The following is a 19,432-nucleotide window of genomic DNA, read 5'->3' on the forward strand; positions in this document are numbered from 1 at the left end:
AAGTGCATGACGCAAGTCACGGTGAAACAACTGGCCGATGAGGTCAAAACACCGGTAGAGCGCCTGTTGCAGCAGATGCGTGAGGCAGGTCTGCCGCACACCGCCGCCGAAGAAAATGTGACTGACAGTGAGAAGCAATCCCTGCTGACTCACTTGAAGAGCAGCCACAAGGCGAAAGTGGAAGAACCACGCAAGATCACGCTGCAGCGTAAAACCACCAGCACCCTGCGTGTGGCTGGTAGCAAGAGCATCAGCGTTGAAGTTCGCAAGAAGAAAGTTTTCGTACAGCGTAGCCCGGAAGAAATCGAAGCCGAGCGCAAGCGTGAACTGGAAGAGCGTCGCGCAGTAGAAAATGCTGCTCGTCAGAAGGCTGAAGAAGAAGCCAAGCAGCGCGCTGAAGAAGAAGCGCGTCGCCAGCCTGCTGCTGCGCCGTCCGCTCCTGCTGAAGCTGTTGCAGCACCTGCGCCAGTCGCTGAACCAGTGCGCGACGCCGCGCCGGTTGCTGCTGCGCCGGCTGCCGACACTCGCAAGCGTGACGAACAGCGCCGTCCGGACAAGCCACGTGCCGACGATAACAATCGTCGCGGCGGTGGTGGCGATGGCGAGCGCAAAAACGCTCCGCATCGCGCATCGGTCAAAGAAAAAGCGCCGGCTCCACGTGTGGCGCCGCGCACTACCGACGAAGAAAGCGATGGCTTCCGTCGTGGTGGTCGCGGCAAGGCCAAGCTGAAAAAACGCAACGCTCACGGTTTCCAGAACCCTACCGGTCCTGTCGTGCGTGAAGTGAAGATCGGCGAGACCATCACTGTTGGCGATCTCGCCCAGCAGATGTCGGTCAAGGCTGCTGAAATCATCAAGTTCATGTTCAAACTGGGCACTCCAGCGACCATCAACCAGGTACTCGATCAGGAAACTGCTCAACTGGTAGCTGAAGAGCTGGGCCACAAAGTGACCCTGGTCAGCGACACCGCCCTGGAAGATTCCCTGGCCGAGTCCCTGAAGTTTGAAGGTGAGGCAGTTTCCCGTGCGCCAGTCGTGACCGTAATGGGCCACGTTGACCACGGTAAGACTTCCCTGCTCGATTACATCCGTCGCGCCAAAGTAGCAGCGGGCGAAGCCGGCGGCATTACCCAGCACATCGGTGCGTACCACGTTGAAACCGACCGTGGCATGGTGACGTTCCTCGACACCCCGGGTCACGCTGCGTTTACCGCAATGCGTGCCCGTGGTGCCAAGGCGACCGACATCGTGATCCTGGTGGTTGCGGCGGACGACGGCGTGATGCCGCAAACCATCGAGGCTGTTCAGCACGCTCAGGCGGCTGGCGTTCCTCTGGTGGTTGCGGTGAACAAGATCGACAAGCCGGGTGCCGACCTCGATCGCATCCGCAGCGAACTGTCGGTTCACGGCGTGACCTCCGAAGACTGGGGTGGCGACACTCCATTCGTACCGGTTTCGGCGAAAATGGGTACCGGCGTTGACGAACTGCTCGAAGCCGTTCTGCTGCAGGCCGAAGTGCTCGAACTGACCGCCACTCCATCGGCTCCTGGCCGTGGTGTTGTCGTTGAATCGCGTCTGGACAAGGGCCGTGGCCCGGTAGCCACTGTTCTGGTTCAGGACGGTACGCTGCGTCAAGGCGACATGGTGCTGGTCGGCTCGAACTATGGCCGCGTGCGCGCCATGCTCGACGAGAACGGCAAGCCGATCAAGGAAGCAGGTCCGGCCATTCCGGTCGAGATCCTGGGTCTTGACGGTACTCCGGACGCTGGCGACGAGATGAGCGTGGTTGCCGACGAGAAGAAAGCCCGTGAAGTGGCTCTGTTCCGTCAAGGCAAGTTCCGCGAAGTCAAACTGGCTCGCGCTCACGCCGGCAAGCTGGAAAACATCTTCGAAAACATGGGCCAGGAAGAGAAGAAGACGCTCAACATCGTCCTCAAATCCGACGTCCGTGGTTCGCTGGAAGCTTTGCAGGGCGCTCTGAACGGCCTGGGCAACGACGAAGTGCAAGTGCGCGTAGTCGGTGGCGGTGTCGGTGGTATCACCGAATCCGACGCCAACCTGGCACTGGCTTCCAACGCTGTACTGTTCGGCTTCAACGTGCGTGCCGATGCTGGCGCACGGAAGATCGTCGAGCAGGAAGGTCTGGACATGCGTTACTACAACGTGATCTACGACATCATCGAAGACGTCAAGAAAGCCCTGACCGGCATGCTCGGCAGCGATGTTCGCGAGAACATCCTGGGTGTGGCCGAAGTGCGCGACGTGTTCCGTTCGCCGAAGTTTGGCGCGATCGCCGGTTGCATGGTGATCGAAGGTGTTGTGCACCGTAACCGTCCGATCCGTGTACTGCGTGAAGACATCGTTATCTTCGAAGGCGAGCTGGAATCCCTGCGCCGCTTCAAGGATGACGCTTCCGAAGTACGTGCCGGCATGGAATGCGGTATCGGCGTGAAGAGCTACAACGACGTCAAAGTCGGTGACAAGATCGAAGTCTTCGAGAAGGTTCAGGTTGCTCGCAGCCTCTGACTCGCGCACTTCAAGGGCCACGCCGAGCCGCCGCATGCAGATGCGCGCCACGGCGTCCGGACTCTAAACGCAACGCCCGGTCTGGCTTTTGTCAGGCCGGGCGTTTGCCGCTTTCAGACCTTGCGGGTTTCACCGTGGGGCAGTAACAGGTAACAAAATCATGGCAAAAGAATACAGCCGTACCCAACGTATCGGCGATCAGATGCAGCGTGAGCTGGCCCAGCTGATCCGTCGTGAAGTCAAAGACCCGCGCGTCGGCCTGGTCACCATTACCGCTGTGGAAGTCAGCCGTGACGTCGGTCACGCGAAGATCTTCATCACCGTGATGGGGCAGGACAACGCCGAAGACATCGCGCAAAGCATCAAGGTGCTCAACGCTGCCGCAGGTTTCCTGCGCATGCAGCTGGCCCGTGAAATGAAGCTGCGCAGCGTGCCGCAATTGCACTTCCACTACGACGAAAGCGTCGTGCGTGGCGCGCATCTGTCGGCCCTGATCGAGCGCGCCGTGGCTGAGGACAATCAGCACGTGGTCGCTGCACCTGAAGACACCAAGGAGTAATTCGGTGGCTCAGGTCAAACGTATCCGTCGTAATGTCAGCGGTATCATCCTGCTCGACAAGCCGCTGGGGTTCACCTCCAACGCCGCGTTGCAGAAGGTTCGCTGGTTGCTCAACGCCGAGAAGGCCGGTCACACCGGCAGTCTCGACCCGCTGGCCACCGGTGTATTGCCGCTGTGCTTTGGCGAGGCAACGAAGTTCTCGCAGTACCTGCTCGATTCCGACAAGGGTTACGAAACCCTGGCGCAACTGGGCAAGACCACTACCACGGCGGACGCCGAGGGTGAGGTTTTGCAGGAGCGCCCGGTGACCGTTGGTCGCGCCGATGTCGAAGCGGTTCTGCCGAAATTTCGTGGGCAAATCAGTCAGATACCGCCGATGTACTCGGCACTCAAGCGTGACGGTCAGCCGCTGTACAAGCTGGCCCGTGCAGGCGAAGTAGTGGAGCGCGAACCGCGTTCTGTTACTATTGCGCGCTTGGAATTGCTGGCCTTCGAAGGCGATACTGCGCGTCTTGCGGTGGATTGCAGCAAGGGCACCTATATCCGCACCCTGGTGGAGGATATCGGTGAGCAACTCGGTTGTGGTGCGTACGTCGCAGAACTGCGTCGTACCCAGGCCGGGCCTTTCACCCTGGCGCAGACCGTGACCCTCGAAGAGCTGGAAGCGGTACATGCCGAAGGCGGCAACGAAGCGGTCGACCGCTTCCTGATGCCATCGGACAGCGGCCTGCAGGATTGGCCGCTGCTGCACTTCTCCGAAGCGAGTGCGTTCTACTGGCTCAACGGCCAGCCGGTACGCGCCCCGGATGCTCCGAAGTTCGGCATGGTACGGGTACAGGATCACAATGGTCGCTTCATCGGTATCGGTGAAGTGAGCGAAGACGGGCGCATCGCGCCGCGTCGACTGATTCGGTCAGAATGACCGAACGAGTGTGGCTGTTAACAGGCACGGTCACTACTCATTTATAGATACAGGGATTTGTCCCTGGCCTGTTGAAACTGTTTTTGAAACAGTTTCCTGATAAAAGGATTGCCTCATGGCTCTCGACGTTCAAGAAAAAGCTCAAATCGTTGCCGACTACCAGCAAGCTGTTGGTGATACTGGTTCGCCAGAAGTGCAAGTTGCACTGCTGACCGCCAACATCAACAAACTGCAAGGTCACTTCAAGGCCAACGGTAAAGACCACCACTCCCGTCGTGGTCTGATCCGCATGGTAAACCAGCGTCGTAAGCTGCTGGATTACCTGAAAGGCAAAGATCTGAGCCGTTACAGCGCTCTGATCGGCCGCCTGGGTCTGCGTCGCTAATCAGCGATTGCGCTATGAGGTTGGTTGTCTGTCAGGCATCAGCGGTTTTCCGCTGGTGGCTGGCAGGCTCCCAGCCTCAAGTTTTATCTGCACTACCGTTTTACCCGGACAGTCAGCGGGCCGATTCCCGACATTGCCCAAGAATTTCGCAAGAAACCAGTTCCCCCAAGAGCCACAAAGAAGGTAGGACACCGTGAACCCGGTAATCAAAAAATTCCAGTTCGGTCAGTCGACCGTTACCCTCGAGACTGGCCGTATCGCCCGTCAGGCCTCCGGCGCAGTATTGGTCACCGTTGACGACGACGTCAGCGTATTGGTGACCGTAGTCGGTGCCAAGCAAGCCGATCCAGGCAAGGGCTTCTTCCCTCTGTCCGTTCACTACCAGGAAAAGACTTACGCTGCCGGTAAGATCCCTGGCGGTTTCTTCAAGCGTGAAGGCCGTCCTTCCGAGAAAGAAACCCTGACTTCCCGACTGATCGACCGTCCGATCCGTCCGCTGTTCCCGGAAGGCTTCATGAACGAAGTGCAGGTTGTCTGCACCGTCGTTTCCACCAGCAAGAAGACCGATCCGGACATCGCTGCGATGATCGGTACCTCGGCTGCCCTGGCCATCTCGGGCATTCCGTTCGACGGCCCGATCGGCGCCGCTCGCGTCGCTTTCCACGAAAGCACCGGCTACCTGCTGAACCCGACCTACGAGCAGCAAGCTGCTTCGAGCCTGGACATGGTCGTTGCCGGCACCTCCGACGCCGTACTGATGGTTGAATCGGAAGCCAAAGAGCTGACCGAAGACCAGATGCTGGGCGCGGTACTGTTTGCTCACGACGAGTTCCAGGTGGTGATCAACGCCGTCAAAGAACTGGCCGCTGAAGCTGCCAAGCCAACCTGGACCTGGGCTCCTGCTCCAGAAGCCACCGAACTGCTGGGCGCGATCCGTGCCGAGTTCGGCGAAGCGATCTCCCAGGCTTACACCATCACCGTCAAGGCTGACCGCTACGCACGTCTGGGCGAGCTGAAAGACCAGGTCGTTGCCAAGCTGTCCGGCGAAGAAGGCCAGCCTTCTGCTGCTGACGTCAAAGCCGCTTTCGGCGAAATCGAATACCGCACCGTTCGCGAAAACATCGTTAACGGCAAGCCACGTATCGACGGCCGCGACACCCGCACCGTACGTCCGCTGAACATCGAAGTCGGCGTTCTGCCTAAGACTCACGGTTCGGCGCTGTTCACCCGTGGCGAAACCCAGGCTCTGGTAGTCGCGACGCTGGGTACTGCCCGCGACGCACAGCTGCTGGACACCCTGGAAGGCGAGAAAAAAGACCCGTTCATGCTGCACTACAACTTCCCTCCGTTCTCGGTGGGCGAGTGTGGTCGCATGGGGGGCGCTGGTCGTCGTGAAATCGGTCACGGCCGTCTGGCCCGTCGCTCCGTTTCGGCCATGCTGCCGGCCGCTGACGTGTTCCCGTACACCATCCGTGTGGTTTCGGAAATCACCGAATCCAACGGTTCGAGCTCGATGGCTTCCGTTTGCGGCGCTTCCCTGGCCCTGATGGACGCTGGTGTGCCAATGAAGGCACCGGTTGCCGGTATCGCCATGGGTCTGGTTAAAGAAGGCGAGAAGTTCGCCGTCCTGACCGACATCCTGGGTGACGAAGACCACCTGGGCGACATGGACTTCAAAGTAGCCGGTACCGCCAAAGGCGTTACCGCGCTGCAGATGGACATCAAGATCAAGGGCATCACCGAAGAGATCATGGAAATCGCTCTGGGCCAAGCCCTGGAAGCGCGCCTGAACATCCTCGGCCAGATGAACCAGATCATCGGCCAGTCGCGTACCGAACTGTCGGCCAACGCTCCGACCATGATCGCGATGAAGATCGACACCGACAAGATCCGTGACGTTATCGGTAAAGGTGGCGCGACCATCCGTGCGATCTGCGAAGAAACCAAGGCTTCGATCGACATCGAAGACGACGGCTCGATCAAGATCTTCGGCGAAACCAAGGATGCCGCAGAGGCTGCTCGTCAGCGCGTTCTGAGCATCACTGCAGAAGCCGAGATCGGCAAGATCTACGTCGGCAAGGTTGAACGCATCGTCGACTTCGGCGCATTCGTCAACATCCTGCCGGGCAAGGACGGTCTGGTGCACATCTCGATGCTGAGCGACGCTCGCGTAGAGAAAGTCACCGACATCCTGAAAGAAGGCCAGGAAGTGGAAGTGCTGGTACTGGACGTGGACAACCGCGGCCGTATCAAGCTGTCCATCAAAGACGTGGCAGCGGCCAAGGCTTCGGGCGTTTAATCAGCCCACAGCTTTAGCGCAATGAAAATGCCCCGCCGTGAAAACGGCGGGGCATTTTTTTGTCTGCGAAATACCGGGACAGGCTTTGAAGTTGCCGGACTTCAAGACCGGTGCTAGGTTTAGCCCACCGCCCGTGTAGCTCAGCCGGTAGAGCAGCGCACTCGTAACGCGAAGGTCGCAGGTTCGATTCCTGTCTCGGGCACCAAATCTACTTTCGCTGATGTTCGGCGACTTTCACACCCTCCAAAATCAGGCCGCAGATATTGGCCTTCTTCTTTCGCGGTCTTTCGCATTCTTTCGCTGCGTGCCGCGCATTTTTAGTACATCATCCAGCACACGTTAATTCGAGTGACTAGGTGATGTACTAAATGCCCCTCACGGATACCGCTGTACGACAGGCCAAGCCGGCCGACAAAGACTTCACGATCACGGATGGCAGCGGCCTTTCCCTATTCATTGCCAGCAATGGCACCAAGTCCTGGCACTTCAGGTTCTCCTGGCACGGCAAGCAGCCGCGCATGTCGCTGGGCACTTACCCCGAAATCACACTGAAAGAAGCCCGCGAACTGCGTGACCAAGCCCGGTCGCTTGTGGCCAAGGGCATAGATCCTCGATCGCAGCGGCGCGAGGAAAAGCGCGTCGCCGCCGGCAACGCCGTCAAGACGTTCGAAGTGGTCGCCAACGACTGGCACAAATTCAAGTCGCCTCGGGTTGCTGAGTCGAAAAAGGGCTCGGCCTATCAGTCGCGCTTTTACCTGGACAAGGATCTGATCCCGGTGCTGGGCAAAATCCCGATAGCCGACGTTCGGCGCGGTGATGTACTGACCGCGCTGCGCCGGATCGAGGATCGCGGTTCACTGAACTCGGCGCGCAAGTGTCGCGCCTGGCTGAATGAGATATTCCGGTATGGCATTGCGTCTGGCTATCTGGAAATGAATCCAGCGTCTGACCTCGACATCGTGGCCGCCAAAGAGCCGCCGGTGAAGCACAACCCAATGTTGCGCCAGCACCAGCTGAAAAAGTTCCTGCATGACCTACGGGCGTTCAAGGGCACGGCCGGGTATGTGAAGAGTGCGATCCGAATACTGTTGCTAACGGGGGTGCGTACCGGCGAGGTGCGTCAGGCGACCATCAGCCAGTTCGACCTGGATAACGCGCTGTGGACGATCCCGCCGGATACGGTAAAGCAATTGAGGAAGGTGATTCGTAGCAAGGGTGGGGACGAGATACCGCCGTATCTGGTTCCGCTGTCGCGGCAGGCGGTCGAAGAGGTGCGCAAGGTGCATAAGTTGACCGGCTGCTACAAGCTGCTGATCGCCGGCCGGAATGAACCGACCAGACCACTCAGCGACAACACGGTCAACAATGCATTGCGGCGCATGGGATATGACGACCAACTGACCGGGCACGGGATCCGCGCCACGATTTCAACGGCCTTGAACGAGATGGGTTACAACGAGGACTGGATCGAGGCACAGCTTTCGCACGCCAGCTCAAGCAAGGTCAGGAAGACCTACAACCATGCGGAATATGTGGAACAACGGAGGGGGATGATGCAGGACTGGGCTGATTACTTGGACGCGCTGGAGGCCGAAGCCTGATCCGGTGTGCCACGCGCGGCGGCGATCTGGGCATGGTTCCATTGCAGAACCTCGGACTTGATCCAGCCCACGGAGCGGCCGCCCAGCGGCACCTGTTTCGGGAACAGGCCTTCGGCGGCCATGGTGTAAATCTTGGTGGTGCCCAGGCCTACGAGTTTCTTCACCTCGGGCAGGCGGATGAATTCGACCTGCTCTTCTGGCAGGTCTTGGCGTTCGGCGTTCATGGATTCACCTCAGTCGAAGGTTTGTTGTTCAGCGCGGCGGTGGCTTCGAGGCAGGCGCGGGCTTGCCATCCCGACCATTGAACAGATCCTAGATCGCGAAAGGCTTTGGCTGCTTCGTGGTAGCCCGTACGAATCAGCGAGGCTATCTGCGCTTCCCGCCACGCCTCGAATTCAGCGTTTTCATTCAGCACCACTGCGACCGGCGCTGGCGGGGCGGTGTAAATCTCAGCGCTCCCGTTTTCATCGCACAGGTCATTGGCTTCCGGCATAGCGAAGAGAACTTGTCCAGCAAACTCCAATTCCGAAATGCCGCCCTCAAGAAGCCATTCAAGTCGCAACCCTTCATCGTCATCATCGCGTGTCACTGCGACCGCTTGGATCAGTACCGGCTCACTTCTCCCGCTCTCCAGGTCAGCGATACGCGTACGCAGGCCGCCGACAAGATTGAAATCAGGGGCTTTTCCAAGCGGAGGCTTCCAAAGCTGGCCGCCGTTGTACGAATAGCCCATGCCGATCAGGGTTCGTAAAGCCGCAGCGGCAGAATCGGAGTCGAGCTGCTCATCGCGTTCGTTCAGCAATTGCTGCAGGGCGTCACGCTCGCGGATCGCTTGGGCGTGTTTGCCGCGCCAATGCTGCACAGCCTCCAGTTCCTCAGCGGCTGTAACTGCGGGCTGCCCGGTCATGCGCCGCTCTATCATTTGCCAGACAGGCTCGTATTCCGGCCAGTCGGCCTCCACCACCGCACAGTCAACTTTCGGAATGCCATTGGTCAGCAGGAAGTTCACCAGTGGTGCCCGTTGCTGCGCGGCCAGGTGTTTCAACTTGACCACGATATAGCGCTCTTCGCGCTTGAATTGGGTGCTCATCACAAAGGCCTCAGCAAAAGAGTTGGGCCAGCGCCAGCAGGCACAGGCCGTATTCAAGTAGTTGGTTGGTCACGGTCGTTCTCCCGCGCGGCATGCTCGCGCTGTCGGGCCTTGCTGCATTTGTCGTGGTTGCCGACGTGGCGGGGTCTGTTGCACTTGTCGCAGCGTGCGGTGAACTCCATCACGCCGGCGCTGAGCTTGCCTGTGCTGGTCACGGTGTCGGCTCCGGCAGGAAGTGATAGACGATCCCTTTTTCGTGGCTGCAATGGCCGGAGAACTTCACCGCTTCGTCGAAGGTGTAGATCCCAGCTTCTGACACATCGGTGGTGTATCCACAGCCGTTCGCCCGCCAGTAGCATTGCCATTCATCCGACCAGATGCGTACGAGCCGCTGCCCTTGTTCGGCGCGCCACTTTGCCAAAGTTCCTTTGGTCTTCAGTCCGTGCAGAGTTCGTCGAAGTCCGGTCATCGCCACGGCCCTCGGTAGATGTGCTGAAGCATGAACAGGCTGGCGATGATCATGGCGCCACCCCATCAGCAGCCAGCTCGGCCAGTAGCTGTGCTTTTCTGCGTTCGTACCACGGGTACCAGGTACGACTGACGCCACGCCACCGGATGGTTACTCCGCGCTTTTTCAGCTTGCGGGCACGGGCGGCAGACACGCAGCGCTCGCCCCAGCCTGCGGTGTTCTCTGCTGCTCGCTGGTCCAGCCATTCAATGGTGTACTGCGGGTTGTACTTGTGGTACCGGCTGCTCGGTTGGTTTGCATCAAGCCACGCCTGAAGTTTGGCGGCCGAGATCTGTCCGCCGAAAAAGACGTAGCACTTTTCCAAGGACTCAAGGGTTCCCACACCTACCTGCACCACAGGCTCCGGCGGCGATGGGTCGAACTCGTCCCAGACCTGGCCGTCGCATTCAAGGGTGCCGCCGTCATCGAGGGCGATAGTGAACTTGCGGCCGGCGAACGCATCGCGTGTACCTGGGCGCTCGACCATGAACGAATAAAACCCACTGTCGTGGGCCATCAAGCGGCGCTGCTTGCGGTAGCTGTGCCAAACCTCTTCCTCGCCACGGCGATACACAAAGGCCGGGAGTCGATCGACAACCACGTAGTAGTGGGTATGCTGGCTGTAGGGCACGGTGCGCGCGATGACATCAATGATCTGGATATCTGATTGCTGGCTCATGTTCTGCCCGCCTGTGCCAGTTCGAACTGTTCTTTCGTGAGCGACACGGCGTTGTCCGGCATGCCAGCCAAGAAATCGGCGGGGATATCGCCGGCGCTGAACAGATTGTTCGTGGTCCATAACTTGCCGGTGGTGATCTGGTACAGGTACCAGCGTGAACCGCCGAACCCGAGCCAGCTTTTGTTGCCGTTGGGTTGGTCGCCGCTGTCGCCGTAAACCCAGCCACTCATCACCAGCATGCGGCCTTTACGCTGCTGAGCGTTGTAGGCGGTACGCTTGTCGTGCCAGAAGTCACAGCGGTGGCAAAGACCATTGGCCTTGAGCTTTGCAGCAACTGGCTCTTGGTACTGAGCCTGTTCAGGTTTTCCGCAGTGGTTGCAAAAGTGAACGTGGCCGCCGGCGCCGACATCACGCAACATCAGGTGCAGGTTCGACAGGTAGTTGGTCATGTCGTTGAAAGCTCTCACCCGTGCATTACGGTCATCCATGCAGATGATCTTGGCGATCCGCTCTTTGCCCCAGTCGGTGACGTTGTAACAGTTGCGGTTGATGCGGCACTGCTCTTCGTATTCGGGTGTTCCGTACGCTGGTCTGTTCATCACGCCCCCTTCAACACATCGATGACGATCTTTACGCCGCTCGCCACGCTGGCCGGCTGCTGCGCGGCGTACCTGGTCAGATCGGCAACCGCCTTTTCACGGATTGGCTTGCGCCGGATGGACGATCCCAGCGCCCGAACGAACTCAAGGGCATACCGCTTGCCCTCCAGTTCCATGACGCGGTTGATCGGTCCGACGATGTTCAGCTGTGGGAGCGGGACGGGGCCAAACGCGCCTTTTCCCTCTGCCGTGGCCCGTGTTTGCTGGGTTTTGCCTGTGGGAGCGGACAGAGCCTTGCCCAAGGCGCTGGCGAGCGCCTGTTGTGCGATTGAGTTCATGGGGTTACCTGCTGAGAAACGCTCAGACCGACAGCCACAGGGCGTACCCAGATCGGCATGCTGTTGAGCATGAAGGTTTCGCCGGCGGCAGCCAGCAGTAGGGTGGTGCTGTTGTTCAAGCCACCTGAGCAGGCGGGTTCATGGCGAAGTAGATGCGGGCGCAGGCCTCGGTGTCGGGCCGCGCGCGGTGGCCGCCCACCAGCTCTTCGCCAGTGAAGTGCAGCAGGGCCTCGGCAACGGTGGGCTGCTTGTATTGGCGCCCAAAGCCGGCGCGGATCATCTTCTCGGTTGGCGGGCACTTCACCAGGTTCTTGCTGCTCTGGCAGGTGCAGTAACCGGGGCCGGCCTTGTAGGCCTCGGCCGCGAAGTCGTCCATGTAGCGCTTGATCGCGATGCGCATGATGCGGTCGTCAAAACCGATGTTGTGGGCAACGCGCAGCGCGGCACGGTCGTGAATGCCGAAGAACCCGGCGAGCGCTTCTGCCTCGGGAATTCCATGCTCAAGCGCCATTTCAGTGGTGATGCCGTGGATAACCGCGACCTCGTTTGGAATCTCCCAGCCATCAGGTCGGATCATCGCTTCGAACGAATCGACCAGCTCGCCTTCAGGCGTGTAGAGCAGCGCACAGATGTCCACCAGATGGGGCTGGCGCGGATCCTCACTCGGATCTTTGAAGCGCGGCAAGCCGGTGGTTTCGGTATCAAAAAAGCAAATCAAATCGGTACGGTCGGACATTGGTTTTCTCCAGGCGAAAAGAAGGCGCCCGTAGGCGCCTGTGGTATTGCGATGGGTTGGCTCAACTGGCTTTCTGTAGTTGCTCGGTACCGGCTGCTACGCCGTTTTCGATCCAGACGGCGTTTATTTCAGGCGGAAGCTTGGCCGGGGGCGCCTTGAGCGTGCCGCAGACAATGGCGCTGTCGATGGTGCCGGCGCTGGCCATGGCCTTCAGCATGCCGAGCAGTTGGCCGCGCCCGGGCAGGTCGAGGACGTCGAAGCGATCGAGGATCAGGAAGCGCAGTCCAGAATGCTCGGCGATGGCCAGGGCCAGCAGGCAGTCAACGCGCCACCGTTCCGACTCCGACAGCAGCGTGTACAGCCGGCGGCCGGCGGTGATGTTCATATCGGCGCCGATCTGCACCTTCTTCCAGCCAGACAGGCCGGACGACTTGGACAGGCTTTCGTTGAACGGCTTCAATGCGCCGGCCAGGATCTCGGCCGGGATGCCGTCGGGAGACAGCAGGTCGGTGATGGCCGACCACTCCTTGACGTCGGCGTGGTGTTTGCCAGCATCAATAGCTTTCTGCTCGGCGCTGGCCAGCAGGTCGAGACGTTCGCTGATCGCTTCTACCTTGGCCTTGGCGGCGTCGCGCAGGTTGCGCTGTACCTGAATGGCGTCCTCGACGCGCTTGATCATCGCGTCAGTTACAGGCTCTTCCATGGTGTCGGTAAGCGCCTGAAGATCACGGCCGGCCTGTTCCGATTCGTCCACGGCCTTCTGGTCGTTGACCTGAGTGCGGGCGAGCAGGTTGTAAGCGTCGTTCGCCTTCTTCAGTTCGGCTTGGGCAGTTGCCAGCTTGCCGGCGTCCGCAGCCTTGCCCTTGAACAGTTCCAGCACCTTGCCGACGATCTTGAGCTTTGTGCCACAGGATGGGCATTCGCATGGGCTTTCGCCGCTGAAGGCCTGCACCTGCTGTTCGGCGGTGCTGACCTTTTCCTTCCACGGCTCCAGCTCTTTGTTGGTGGCTTCGAGCTTATTCTTGCGGCGGTTCAGTTCCAGATAAACCGCTTCCAGCGCAGCGCGGCGTTCATCCAGCTTGGTTGCCGCGTCGCGTTTGGCGTTCAGGCCGCCCAGGTGTTGAGTGCCTTTCTCGATTTCGGTGGCCGCTTTGGTCAGATCAGCCTGAGCGGCTGCCAAATCATCGGCAGTCAGCTCCGGTGCGTCGTCCGGCAGTGGCTGGATATCAACCGTCCAGCCTTCAGCCTTGACGTCGCCGTAAGCCTCACCGGTCAAGCCCTTCCAGGCACCGCGGCTTTCAGCGGCGTAGGTCTTGGCCTGGTCTTGAGCAGCGGCGAAACCGCTCAGCAGCAATGGTTTGATTTTTTCGATCTTGTCCGCGTTTGCGCCCTTGGCCAGCAGCTTGTCGACCACAACTTGCGGCTTGCTGCTGGATTTGGTCAGAGCGAACAGCATTTTGCGGCGCTCGACGTCTTTCAGGCTGGCGAACAGCCCGGGCGTCAGCACGTAGGGCAGGTATTCGTCGCCGGTCGCCAGTGTGTGGTCGCCCTTGCCGGCGGGCAGCATGTAGCTGCTGGCAACGTCGTCATGGCTGACGATGATCTGGGCCTTTTTCTGGCCCTCGGTCACCAGCAACTGGTAGTCCTTCTTCAGCGAAACACGCGCCTGACCTCCCAGCGCCAGGTTGATCGCTTCCTGAAGGCTGGACTTGCCGGCGCCGTTCGGGCCGCTGACCAGGGTGATAGGTGCGGACAGGTCCAGGTTGCACGCGTGCAGACCTTGGAAGTTTTCAACGAACAGGTGGTTCAGGCGCATGGTGGGTTACTCCAGGTCGAGGTTCGCCAACTCGGCGATGACCTTGTAGGTGTTTTCGAGGGACGTTTCGCCCTCGGTTTCGAGTTCGATCACGGCGTTGTCGACGAGGCGCAGCAGCAGGGTGGTGGCCTGATCGCTGTCGATTTCGAGGCGGCGTTGCAGGTAGGCGACATCGACCGTCTTGGCGTGCAGCACGACCAGCTGGGCGGCGTCTTCGTAGCTGAAGTCGCCGAACTCTTTTCTGGTGTGGAAGTCATCCGGATGTCCGGCGTCAACCAAACCAAAGTTCCGATCCTCAGCGGCGCCCTCGACCTCGACCTCGTCGAACTCAGGAGCAGGTGCGATCACCTCGCGACCGCCGTTGGTGTTCACCTCGGTGACGATGCCCTGGGTTTCCATGGCTTCAATGAGGCGAGCGGCGCGGTTGTAGCCAATCTTCAGCGCACGCTGAAGAGCGCTGACGCTGGGGCGGCGGGTGGTGATCACGAAACTGACGGCCTCGGCGTAAAGCGGGTCCTCACCTTCACCGTCGTGGTCGGGAAGTTGTTCGCCGTCCGGTTCATCCGGCCCGGCACCGCCGCCGAAAAGGCTGCCGGTCAAATTGCTGACGTGCAGCGGCAAATCAGGCTGATCGCGGTCAGGTTGGATGAAGTCCAGGCCTTCGGCATAGTCGTCTGGCGCCATCACCAGCAGGCAGAGGCGGCCGGCGCTGTCGATTAGGTCGTGCCGGTTCGGGTCTTTCGCGTCGACGATCGACGTCAAGGTTAGCTGCTTGGAGTTGAACTTGACCTCTTTCATCGTGACTTCGATGGTCGAGACGTTGCGCGAGCTGATGATTGCAATCGCGTTATGCACGGCTTTTTCAGCCGCTTCGGTGAGGCGATCAATCACTTCCTGCTGCTGGCCTTCGTTCAGTTTGCTGTAGGGCGAGTGCAGGTTCTTCAGCTCAAACAGACCGGCTTCAACCAGGTCGTGCACCAGCAGTTCGTGCGCAATGTAGGACGGCGGAACGTCCGCCATCTTGGCGCGCTCAATGATTGCCTTATGTTCAGGTTTCATGGGGTGTCCTCAGGCTTTCGCAATGCGTTCGAGCTTCGACTTTTGTGTCGGACTCAGGTGGGTGTGCGCGCCGTAGCGCTTGAAGTTGGCCCGCAGGCTCTCGGTAAATTCCAGCTCCCAGGCGCCGCTGGCGTGAAGCTCAGCGGCGGCTAACAGGGCTTGGAATTCCTCGACGCGGTCGTAAATCTCGATGACCGATTGAGTAGCCATTGCGGTTACTCGAACTGCAGGTCGCCGGTATCGGCGGGTTTGGTGTCGGTTTCATCGGTTTCTGTAACGGTTTCGGCCTGATTTGTTGCAGTTTTTGCCGTTTCTGTTGCAGTTTCCGGCGAATCTGATGCATTTTCGTCGGCCAGATCATCATCGCTGTCCACAACTGATGGCGGCTCGGGCTCCCTGTTGCGTAGGTCGTTGACGTCGACCGTGTAATTGCCAGCACCGTCAGGGGTCGCCTCAATGAAATCCTCGACCTCTTCTCGGGTTTGCAGGCCCATCAGCAGTTCCGGGGCATACAGGCGTCCCAGCATGCTGGCGGCGCGATAGCGCAACATAACCTCGGGCATCGTCAGCCACTTGCTGCCGTTTTTTGTAAGCCAGCCCTCATCGATTGCCATCTGAATCGAAATCTCTGGGCCCTCAATTACTGGAACGCCGTATTGCCTGCAGAGCTCCAGCTGTGTGTTTTTTCGCAGCTCTTCAGGGGTAAACTGAGGAATGTTCACCCCTCGCTCTACGGTCCAAGCAATGCAGGTTCTGTGCTTTACGGTGGCCTTTCGTTGCTCAGTTACCTTCTTCCCGTCCTTCCAGAATGTTGCGCTGTATGTCAGTTCTTCTGTCTTGCCTGGCTTGCTCAACTCGAAACGCAGCGGGCTGAAGCGTCCACAACTGTTGAGCGCAGCGATGACGAACTGGCTTGACCAGCTCGGACGCCCTTCAATCACATGAAGGTTCTGCATGACCATAAGTGGGTCAGCACCCATGCGCTGCGCCATGTTCATGGCTACGATGCAGTTTGGAAGGCCGGCGCCGTTCGGCTGGTGGCCGACGACCTTGCCGTATTCCTTTACCTCGGTGAACGCGCGGTACTGGACGGGCACCAGGGTCGAACCGGCCAGGGCTTTGGCAACGCGTTGGATCTGATCGAATCCGGCGCCAGTCAACAGAGACATTGGTGCGTCGTTTTTGGGTGCGGCAACAGCGCTGGTCTGCATTGCCGCCAGAGTGGTCTGGCTCATTTATTCACCTTCCGCGATTCGATGTATTCGGCTTCAGTGGCGACCGAGACCAGACGGCGATCCTCGATCTTCTTTTTCGGGTCTTCATGTTGCTTCACCTGCGATTCGTAGAACCGCTCCCGGTCCCAGACTCGATGGGAGTTGATAACGGTGCCGTGCTTTCCGGTGGGATCCACCAGGCGAATGAACATGTCTTGCGCTTTCATGGGCAATTACTCGTGGTAAGGGCAGGAGGACCAGCGCGGGCAGTAGCGTGCGCTGCACAGAAAACTCTGTGGGTTAGGGGGGAACAGGCCAGTGCGGAACATGTCGGCGCCGATCTGGATCAGGCCGGGGAATTCTTCGGTGCCGACCATCATCTGGCGTGCGTTGCGAATCTCGCCGATACCCGTTTCCGGCTTGCCACCGGTCTTCAGGCCGATGATGTGAGCCGGTGCGGTGCATGGCTCGCCGGTAGTGTGTTCTTCGAGAATTTCGTAGGTGCCGATCTGCGCGGCGTGGCCTTTGGTCTTGGCCTTGCCATCGGATGCAGCGACCCGGCCCGACTTCACGTCGGCAATGCCTTTGCCGGTGCCGGTCTTGCAGATCCGCGCCCGGTCGAGTTGGCCAGTCAGGCGGACAATGACGCCGCCACCACAATCGATTTCCAGCGGCGTGGCCGTGCGCTCCACCGCCACGAACTCATAACGCGGGCTGATTTCGTTGCAGTATTTGGTGTGCAGTTGCAGGCCGATCGACTCGGCCTGCGCCAGGGTTATATCCGAACCGCGCCAGTCAACGTCGTAATCCGGGTTGCGCAGCGTGTGCACGAACATCTCGGCGGTGTCGAAGGCCGACAGGTTGCTGCCATTGATCCTGGCCGAATCGAACGCCGCGGTGCCGGCGTGAATCGCGGTGCCGAGTTGCGAGCGCGGGCTACCCGGCGACCGGTGGCCCAACAAGTGAATCCACTCCCACTTGAAGGCGCAGTCGAAAAGCGAACCCCATGAAGATGCGCGCACGGTTGTTACGGCCATGTGATTTTCCTCACGTTTTTGAAGGCTTCGACCCAGGCATTGGTGTTGCCGGGAGTGGCCGCGAGATCTTCAGTGCAAATAGCTAAGGCCTTTGCGCAGGCACTATGGTCGAACCAGCCGAAGTGACATTCGCCAACCTCAATGGCCATTTTTCCTGCCAGCCACTGGTAAGCCAGGGAGCGACTGAAACCACGCTTTTCTTTAACGCGATGGAATGCGCCTTTGGCTGCGTTCCGATCCTTACGCAATTGCGCGTCCGCCAAGGTTCCCAGCGGGATATCCGTGTCCGGGTGCAGGCCGACGTAGGCTTTGCAGTCAGAGCAGAGGTAGGCATATGGCCAATCACCGTAAGTTCGGCCGTTGTAGATTTCAGAGTTGCTGACAAGCTCGACGCATCCAGCGCAATAGCGGCAGATGGTGGGAACTGGCAGCGGGTTTTTTACGCGTTTGAGTGCGCGGCGGCTGACGTGTGGCAGCGGTTCCGGCGCAGCAATACGCTCGGGGGCGTTCGCCCGAGGATCGATCGTCATTGTGTTACCTACTGAGTGATCAGTCCGCCGAGCGCAGGCGCCAGCAGGACAATGGTGAGGAAGGTCAGGCCGACAGCGGCCGAGATGGCGCGGATCGCGCGGCGCCGGTAGCGCTGGTTGGTGGTCATGGCAACGAGTCCAGCGCCTTGATGGCTGATTTGCCCAAGGCGCGCAGTGAGCGCCGAAAGTTGCCCAAGTCTCGGCGTTCCTTCTTGCGCTCCCTGACGAAATACCAAGCCCGAGTGCAGTGGACACAGCCTTGCCTAAGCAGGTAAGCCGAAACCTCATCGTCATTTAGGCCCCGGTCTTCTTCATCTGACCAAGACCTGAACGCCTCCCACATATGCGTTCTGCGCTGACCTTTTTCGTCATACAGGATTCGCCAATGCTCTTCGCTACCGTTCGGCCAAGGAAGGTCGCCAAGCTCTGGATATGGGTTGGCAGGCTTTGGTCCTATCAGATCAAACCGGTTCTCACACCGACCAAGGTGCAGCCCAATCTCTGCAGTCAGGGACTTGATCCGTTGCAGTGAGAGTTCGTGAGCAGCAAGAGCCATGAGGACTTTCTGCGCAAGGGTCATGGCATGCGCACCACGATTTCACCGCGCCGGATCTCGATGCGGGTGAACGGCGGCAAATCGGTAACCAAAAAAAAGCCCCGAAGATTCAGGGCTTTTGCGAGTTCCTTGCAGTTCTTGGCGGTGATCGTCACGGTGCTGACCTCCGAATATCGGTGAGGAACGCTTCTGCCTGCGTCTGATAGATGCGATCCAGACGGGTCACGTAGTGGCGGTGCTCTTTGATATCGATCGCGCCCAAGGCGTGAGCCATTTCGATGGCCATGCTGGTTTCGGCATGCAGTTGCGCCGACGAGTCGCCAGCGCGCAGCAGGGCAAACCGCGAATCGATCATTCCCAGCGCGGTGTCGTGTGCGCGGCTCATGCTGCCCACCGTGACCGGCGCTGCTGGGCATCAATCTCAACCCACAGCGCCGTCTCAATCTGTTTGGCGTACTGCTTGCCGAACACCCTCAGCTCTTCGCTGGTAACGCTCATGCGAACGCCGTCGTTGTCGTAGGTGTTGCCCGACAGAACCTTGAACTCCAGCTCCCGGCTTCCGTAAAAGTCCCAGTCGCTGTTCCAGGCATTGAAACAAGGCTGGATGTTCTCGCAGTGAGTCACCTCGACCTGCAGCACAAACCATTCAACAATCACTTCGTACGTCATGGCGTTCGCCTCCGTGGTGGCGGGTGTTGATCCAACAAAACTCGGATGCACTCGTTCGCTCCGCTGGTTGCCGTTGGGCGCGGGGTGAGTGCATTCGGGTTTGTGTCGGGAAAAGAAAAGCCCCAACTGGACGGGAGGGGCTTTTCGGTATTGCTCAGATGCAGCTTGCTGGTGTCGCTCAATGAGTTCCGGTTGTTTTGGGCGGGATCGTTCAGCGCCAGAACGCGGCGACCCCGGCGGTACATCGCCATCGCTCACGGTGTGCACGTTGCGGATCGGTTGGCAGCGCGATAGAGCAGGGCGGTTCTG

25 protein-coding genes, 1 tRNA gene and 1 pseudogene are annotated in these 19,432 nt (G+C 59.5%); 7 read left to right on the plus strand and 20 right to left on the minus strand.

The window, feature by feature from the left end:
* The first annotated feature begins 6 nt into the window (after positions 1–6).
* The 7 genes from infB to M0808_RS23340 all read left to right on the plus strand — a co-directional run bounded on the left by infB (position 7) and on the right by M0808_RS23340 (position 8,292).
* Positions 7–2,526: a translation initiation factor IF-2 gene (gene infB / locus M0808_RS23310; protein ID WP_027610783.1), complete on the plus strand. Its 2,520-nt coding sequence runs from the start codon at positions 7–9 to the stop codon at positions 2,524–2,526.
* A gap of 160 nt (positions 2,527–2,686) precedes the next feature.
* Positions 2,687–3,085 carry a 30S ribosome-binding factor RbfA gene (rbfA, locus tag M0808_RS23315; RefSeq protein WP_047597925.1) on the plus strand — a complete coding sequence of 133 codons (399 nt, stop codon included), beginning with the start codon at positions 2,687–2,689 and terminating at the stop codon, positions 3,083–3,085.
* A gap of 4 nt (positions 3,086–3,089) precedes the next feature.
* Positions 3,090–4,007: a tRNA pseudouridine(55) synthase TruB gene (gene truB / locus M0808_RS23320; protein ID WP_024011571.1), complete on the plus strand. Its 918-nt coding sequence runs from the start codon at positions 3,090–3,092 to the stop codon at positions 4,005–4,007.
* Positions 4,008–4,122: 115 nt separating this feature from the next.
* Positions 4,123–4,392, plus strand: coding sequence for a 30S ribosomal protein S15 (gene rpsO, locus M0808_RS23325; protein ID WP_003221553.1), 270 nt, complete (start codon positions 4,123–4,125; stop codon positions 4,390–4,392).
* 193 nt (positions 4,393–4,585) lie between these two features.
* Positions 4,586–6,691 carry a polyribonucleotide nucleotidyltransferase gene (gene pnp / locus M0808_RS23330; RefSeq protein WP_007961443.1) on the plus strand — a complete coding sequence of 702 codons (2,106 nt, stop codon included), beginning with the start codon at positions 4,586–4,588 and terminating at the stop codon, positions 6,689–6,691.
* A gap of 129 nt (positions 6,692–6,820) precedes the next feature.
* A tRNA-Thr gene (locus M0808_RS23335) sits at positions 6,821–6,896 on the plus strand.
* Between the two features lie 163 nt (positions 6,897–7,059).
* Positions 7,060–8,292 carry an integrase arm-type DNA-binding domain-containing protein gene (locus M0808_RS23340; protein WP_247842550.1) on the plus strand — a complete coding sequence of 411 codons (1,233 nt, stop codon included), beginning with the start codon at positions 7,060–7,062 and terminating at the stop codon, positions 8,290–8,292.
* Here the strand turns inward: M0808_RS23340 and M0808_RS23345 are convergent.
* The 20 genes and pseudogenes from M0808_RS23345 to M0808_RS23430 form a co-directional block, all read right to left on the minus strand.
* A complete protein-coding gene (locus M0808_RS23345) occupies positions 8,262–8,516 on the minus strand; it encodes an AlpA family transcriptional regulator (RefSeq protein WP_247842551.1) in 255 nt (84 codons plus the stop codon). The two genes, M0808_RS23340 and M0808_RS23345, sit on opposite strands and share 31 nt — an antisense overlap.
* Positions 8,513–9,382, minus strand: a complete 870-nt coding sequence (locus tag M0808_RS23350; RefSeq protein WP_247842552.1) for a hypothetical protein — start codon at positions 9,380–9,382, stop codon at positions 8,513–8,515. Before M0808_RS23350 ends, M0808_RS23345 begins: the two co-directional genes overlap by 4 nt.
* A 53-nt stretch (positions 9,383–9,435) precedes the next feature.
* On the minus strand, positions 9,436–9,597 hold the full coding sequence (locus M0808_RS23355) for a hypothetical protein (RefSeq protein WP_247842553.1): 162 nt from the start codon (positions 9,595–9,597) through the stop codon (positions 9,436–9,438).
* On the minus strand, positions 9,594–9,851 hold the full coding sequence (locus M0808_RS23360; protein WP_247842554.1) for a hypothetical protein: 258 nt from the start codon (positions 9,849–9,851) through the stop codon (positions 9,594–9,596). Before M0808_RS23360 ends, M0808_RS23355 begins: the two co-directional genes overlap by 4 nt.
* 49 nt (positions 9,852–9,900) lie before the next feature.
* Entirely contained in the window at positions 9,901–10,569 is a 669-nt protein-coding gene (locus M0808_RS23365) for a hypothetical protein (RefSeq protein WP_247842555.1), read from the minus strand.
* A complete protein-coding gene (locus tag M0808_RS23370; RefSeq protein WP_247842556.1) occupies positions 10,566–11,168 on the minus strand; it encodes a hypothetical protein in 603 nt (200 codons plus the stop codon). Before M0808_RS23370 ends, M0808_RS23365 begins: the two co-directional genes overlap by 4 nt.
* Positions 11,168–11,506, minus strand: a complete 339-nt coding sequence (locus M0808_RS23375) for a hypothetical protein (protein WP_247842557.1) — start codon at positions 11,504–11,506, stop codon at positions 11,168–11,170. The genes M0808_RS23370 and M0808_RS23375 overlap by 1 nt, the downstream gene beginning before the upstream one ends.
* Entirely contained in the window at positions 11,503–11,625 is a 123-nt protein-coding gene (locus tag M0808_RS28515; RefSeq protein ID WP_282188372.1) for a hypothetical protein, read from the minus strand. The genes M0808_RS23375 and M0808_RS28515 overlap by 4 nt, the downstream gene beginning before the upstream one ends.
* Entirely contained in the window at positions 11,622–12,242 is a 621-nt protein-coding gene (locus M0808_RS23380; RefSeq protein WP_247842558.1) for a 3'-5' exonuclease, read from the minus strand. The genes M0808_RS28515 and M0808_RS23380 overlap by 4 nt, the downstream gene beginning before the upstream one ends.
* A gap of 61 nt (positions 12,243–12,303) precedes the next feature.
* Positions 12,304–14,058 carry an AAA family ATPase gene (locus M0808_RS23385; protein ID WP_247842559.1) on the minus strand — a complete coding sequence of 585 codons (1,755 nt, stop codon included), beginning with the start codon at positions 14,056–14,058 and terminating at the stop codon, positions 12,304–12,306.
* A gap of 321 nt (positions 14,059–14,379) precedes the next feature.
* A pseudogene (locus M0808_RS23390) lies at positions 14,380–14,586 on the minus strand (DNA translocase FtsK); the annotation flags it as partial.
* Between the two features lie 540 nt (positions 14,587–15,126).
* Positions 15,127–15,327 carry a hypothetical protein gene (locus tag M0808_RS23395; protein WP_247842560.1) on the minus strand — a complete coding sequence of 67 codons (201 nt, stop codon included), beginning with the start codon at positions 15,325–15,327 and terminating at the stop codon, positions 15,127–15,129.
* Between the two features lie 5 nt (positions 15,328–15,332).
* On the minus strand, positions 15,333–16,352 hold the full coding sequence (locus M0808_RS23400) for a recombinase RecT (protein ID WP_247842561.1): 1,020 nt from the start codon (positions 16,350–16,352) through the stop codon (positions 15,333–15,335).
* On the minus strand, positions 16,349–16,558 hold the full coding sequence (locus tag M0808_RS23405) for a hypothetical protein (RefSeq protein ID WP_247842562.1): 210 nt from the start codon (positions 16,556–16,558) through the stop codon (positions 16,349–16,351). The genes M0808_RS23400 and M0808_RS23405 overlap by 4 nt, the downstream gene beginning before the upstream one ends.
* 6 nt (positions 16,559–16,564) lie before the next feature.
* Positions 16,565–17,368 carry a PD-(D/E)XK nuclease family protein gene (locus M0808_RS23410; RefSeq protein ID WP_247842563.1) on the minus strand — a complete coding sequence of 268 codons (804 nt, stop codon included), beginning with the start codon at positions 17,366–17,368 and terminating at the stop codon, positions 16,565–16,567.
* Positions 17,359–17,898 (minus strand): zinc-finger-containing protein, encoded by a 540-nt coding sequence (locus tag M0808_RS23415; protein WP_247842564.1) that lies wholly within the window; start codon positions 17,896–17,898, stop codon positions 17,359–17,361. The genes M0808_RS23410 and M0808_RS23415 overlap by 10 nt, the downstream gene beginning before the upstream one ends.
* A 124-nt stretch (positions 17,899–18,022) precedes the next feature.
* A complete protein-coding gene (locus M0808_RS23420) occupies positions 18,023–18,478 on the minus strand; it encodes a hypothetical protein (protein ID WP_247842565.1) in 456 nt (151 codons plus the stop codon).
* Entirely contained in the window at positions 18,475–18,609 is a 135-nt protein-coding gene (locus M0808_RS28520) for a hypothetical protein (protein WP_257012249.1), read from the minus strand. The genes M0808_RS23420 and M0808_RS28520 overlap by 4 nt, the downstream gene beginning before the upstream one ends.
* Positions 18,606–18,839: a hypothetical protein gene (locus M0808_RS23425; RefSeq protein WP_247842566.1), complete on the minus strand. Its 234-nt coding sequence runs from the start codon at positions 18,837–18,839 to the stop codon at positions 18,606–18,608. Before M0808_RS23425 ends, M0808_RS28520 begins: the two co-directional genes overlap by 4 nt.
* The gene (locus M0808_RS23430) at positions 18,836–19,123 is read right to left on the minus strand and encodes a hypothetical protein (RefSeq protein WP_247842567.1); all 288 of its coding nucleotides are present in this window, start codon (positions 19,121–19,123) and stop codon (positions 18,836–18,838) included. The genes M0808_RS23425 and M0808_RS23430 overlap by 4 nt, the downstream gene beginning before the upstream one ends.
* Between the last annotated feature and the right edge of the window lie 309 nt (positions 19,124–19,432).

This window comes from Pseudomonas sp. MWU12-3103b (genome assembly GCF_023100615.1).
GTDB classification, from domain to species: domain Bacteria; phylum Pseudomonadota; class Gammaproteobacteria; order Pseudomonadales; family Pseudomonadaceae; genus Aquipseudomonas; species Aquipseudomonas putida_A.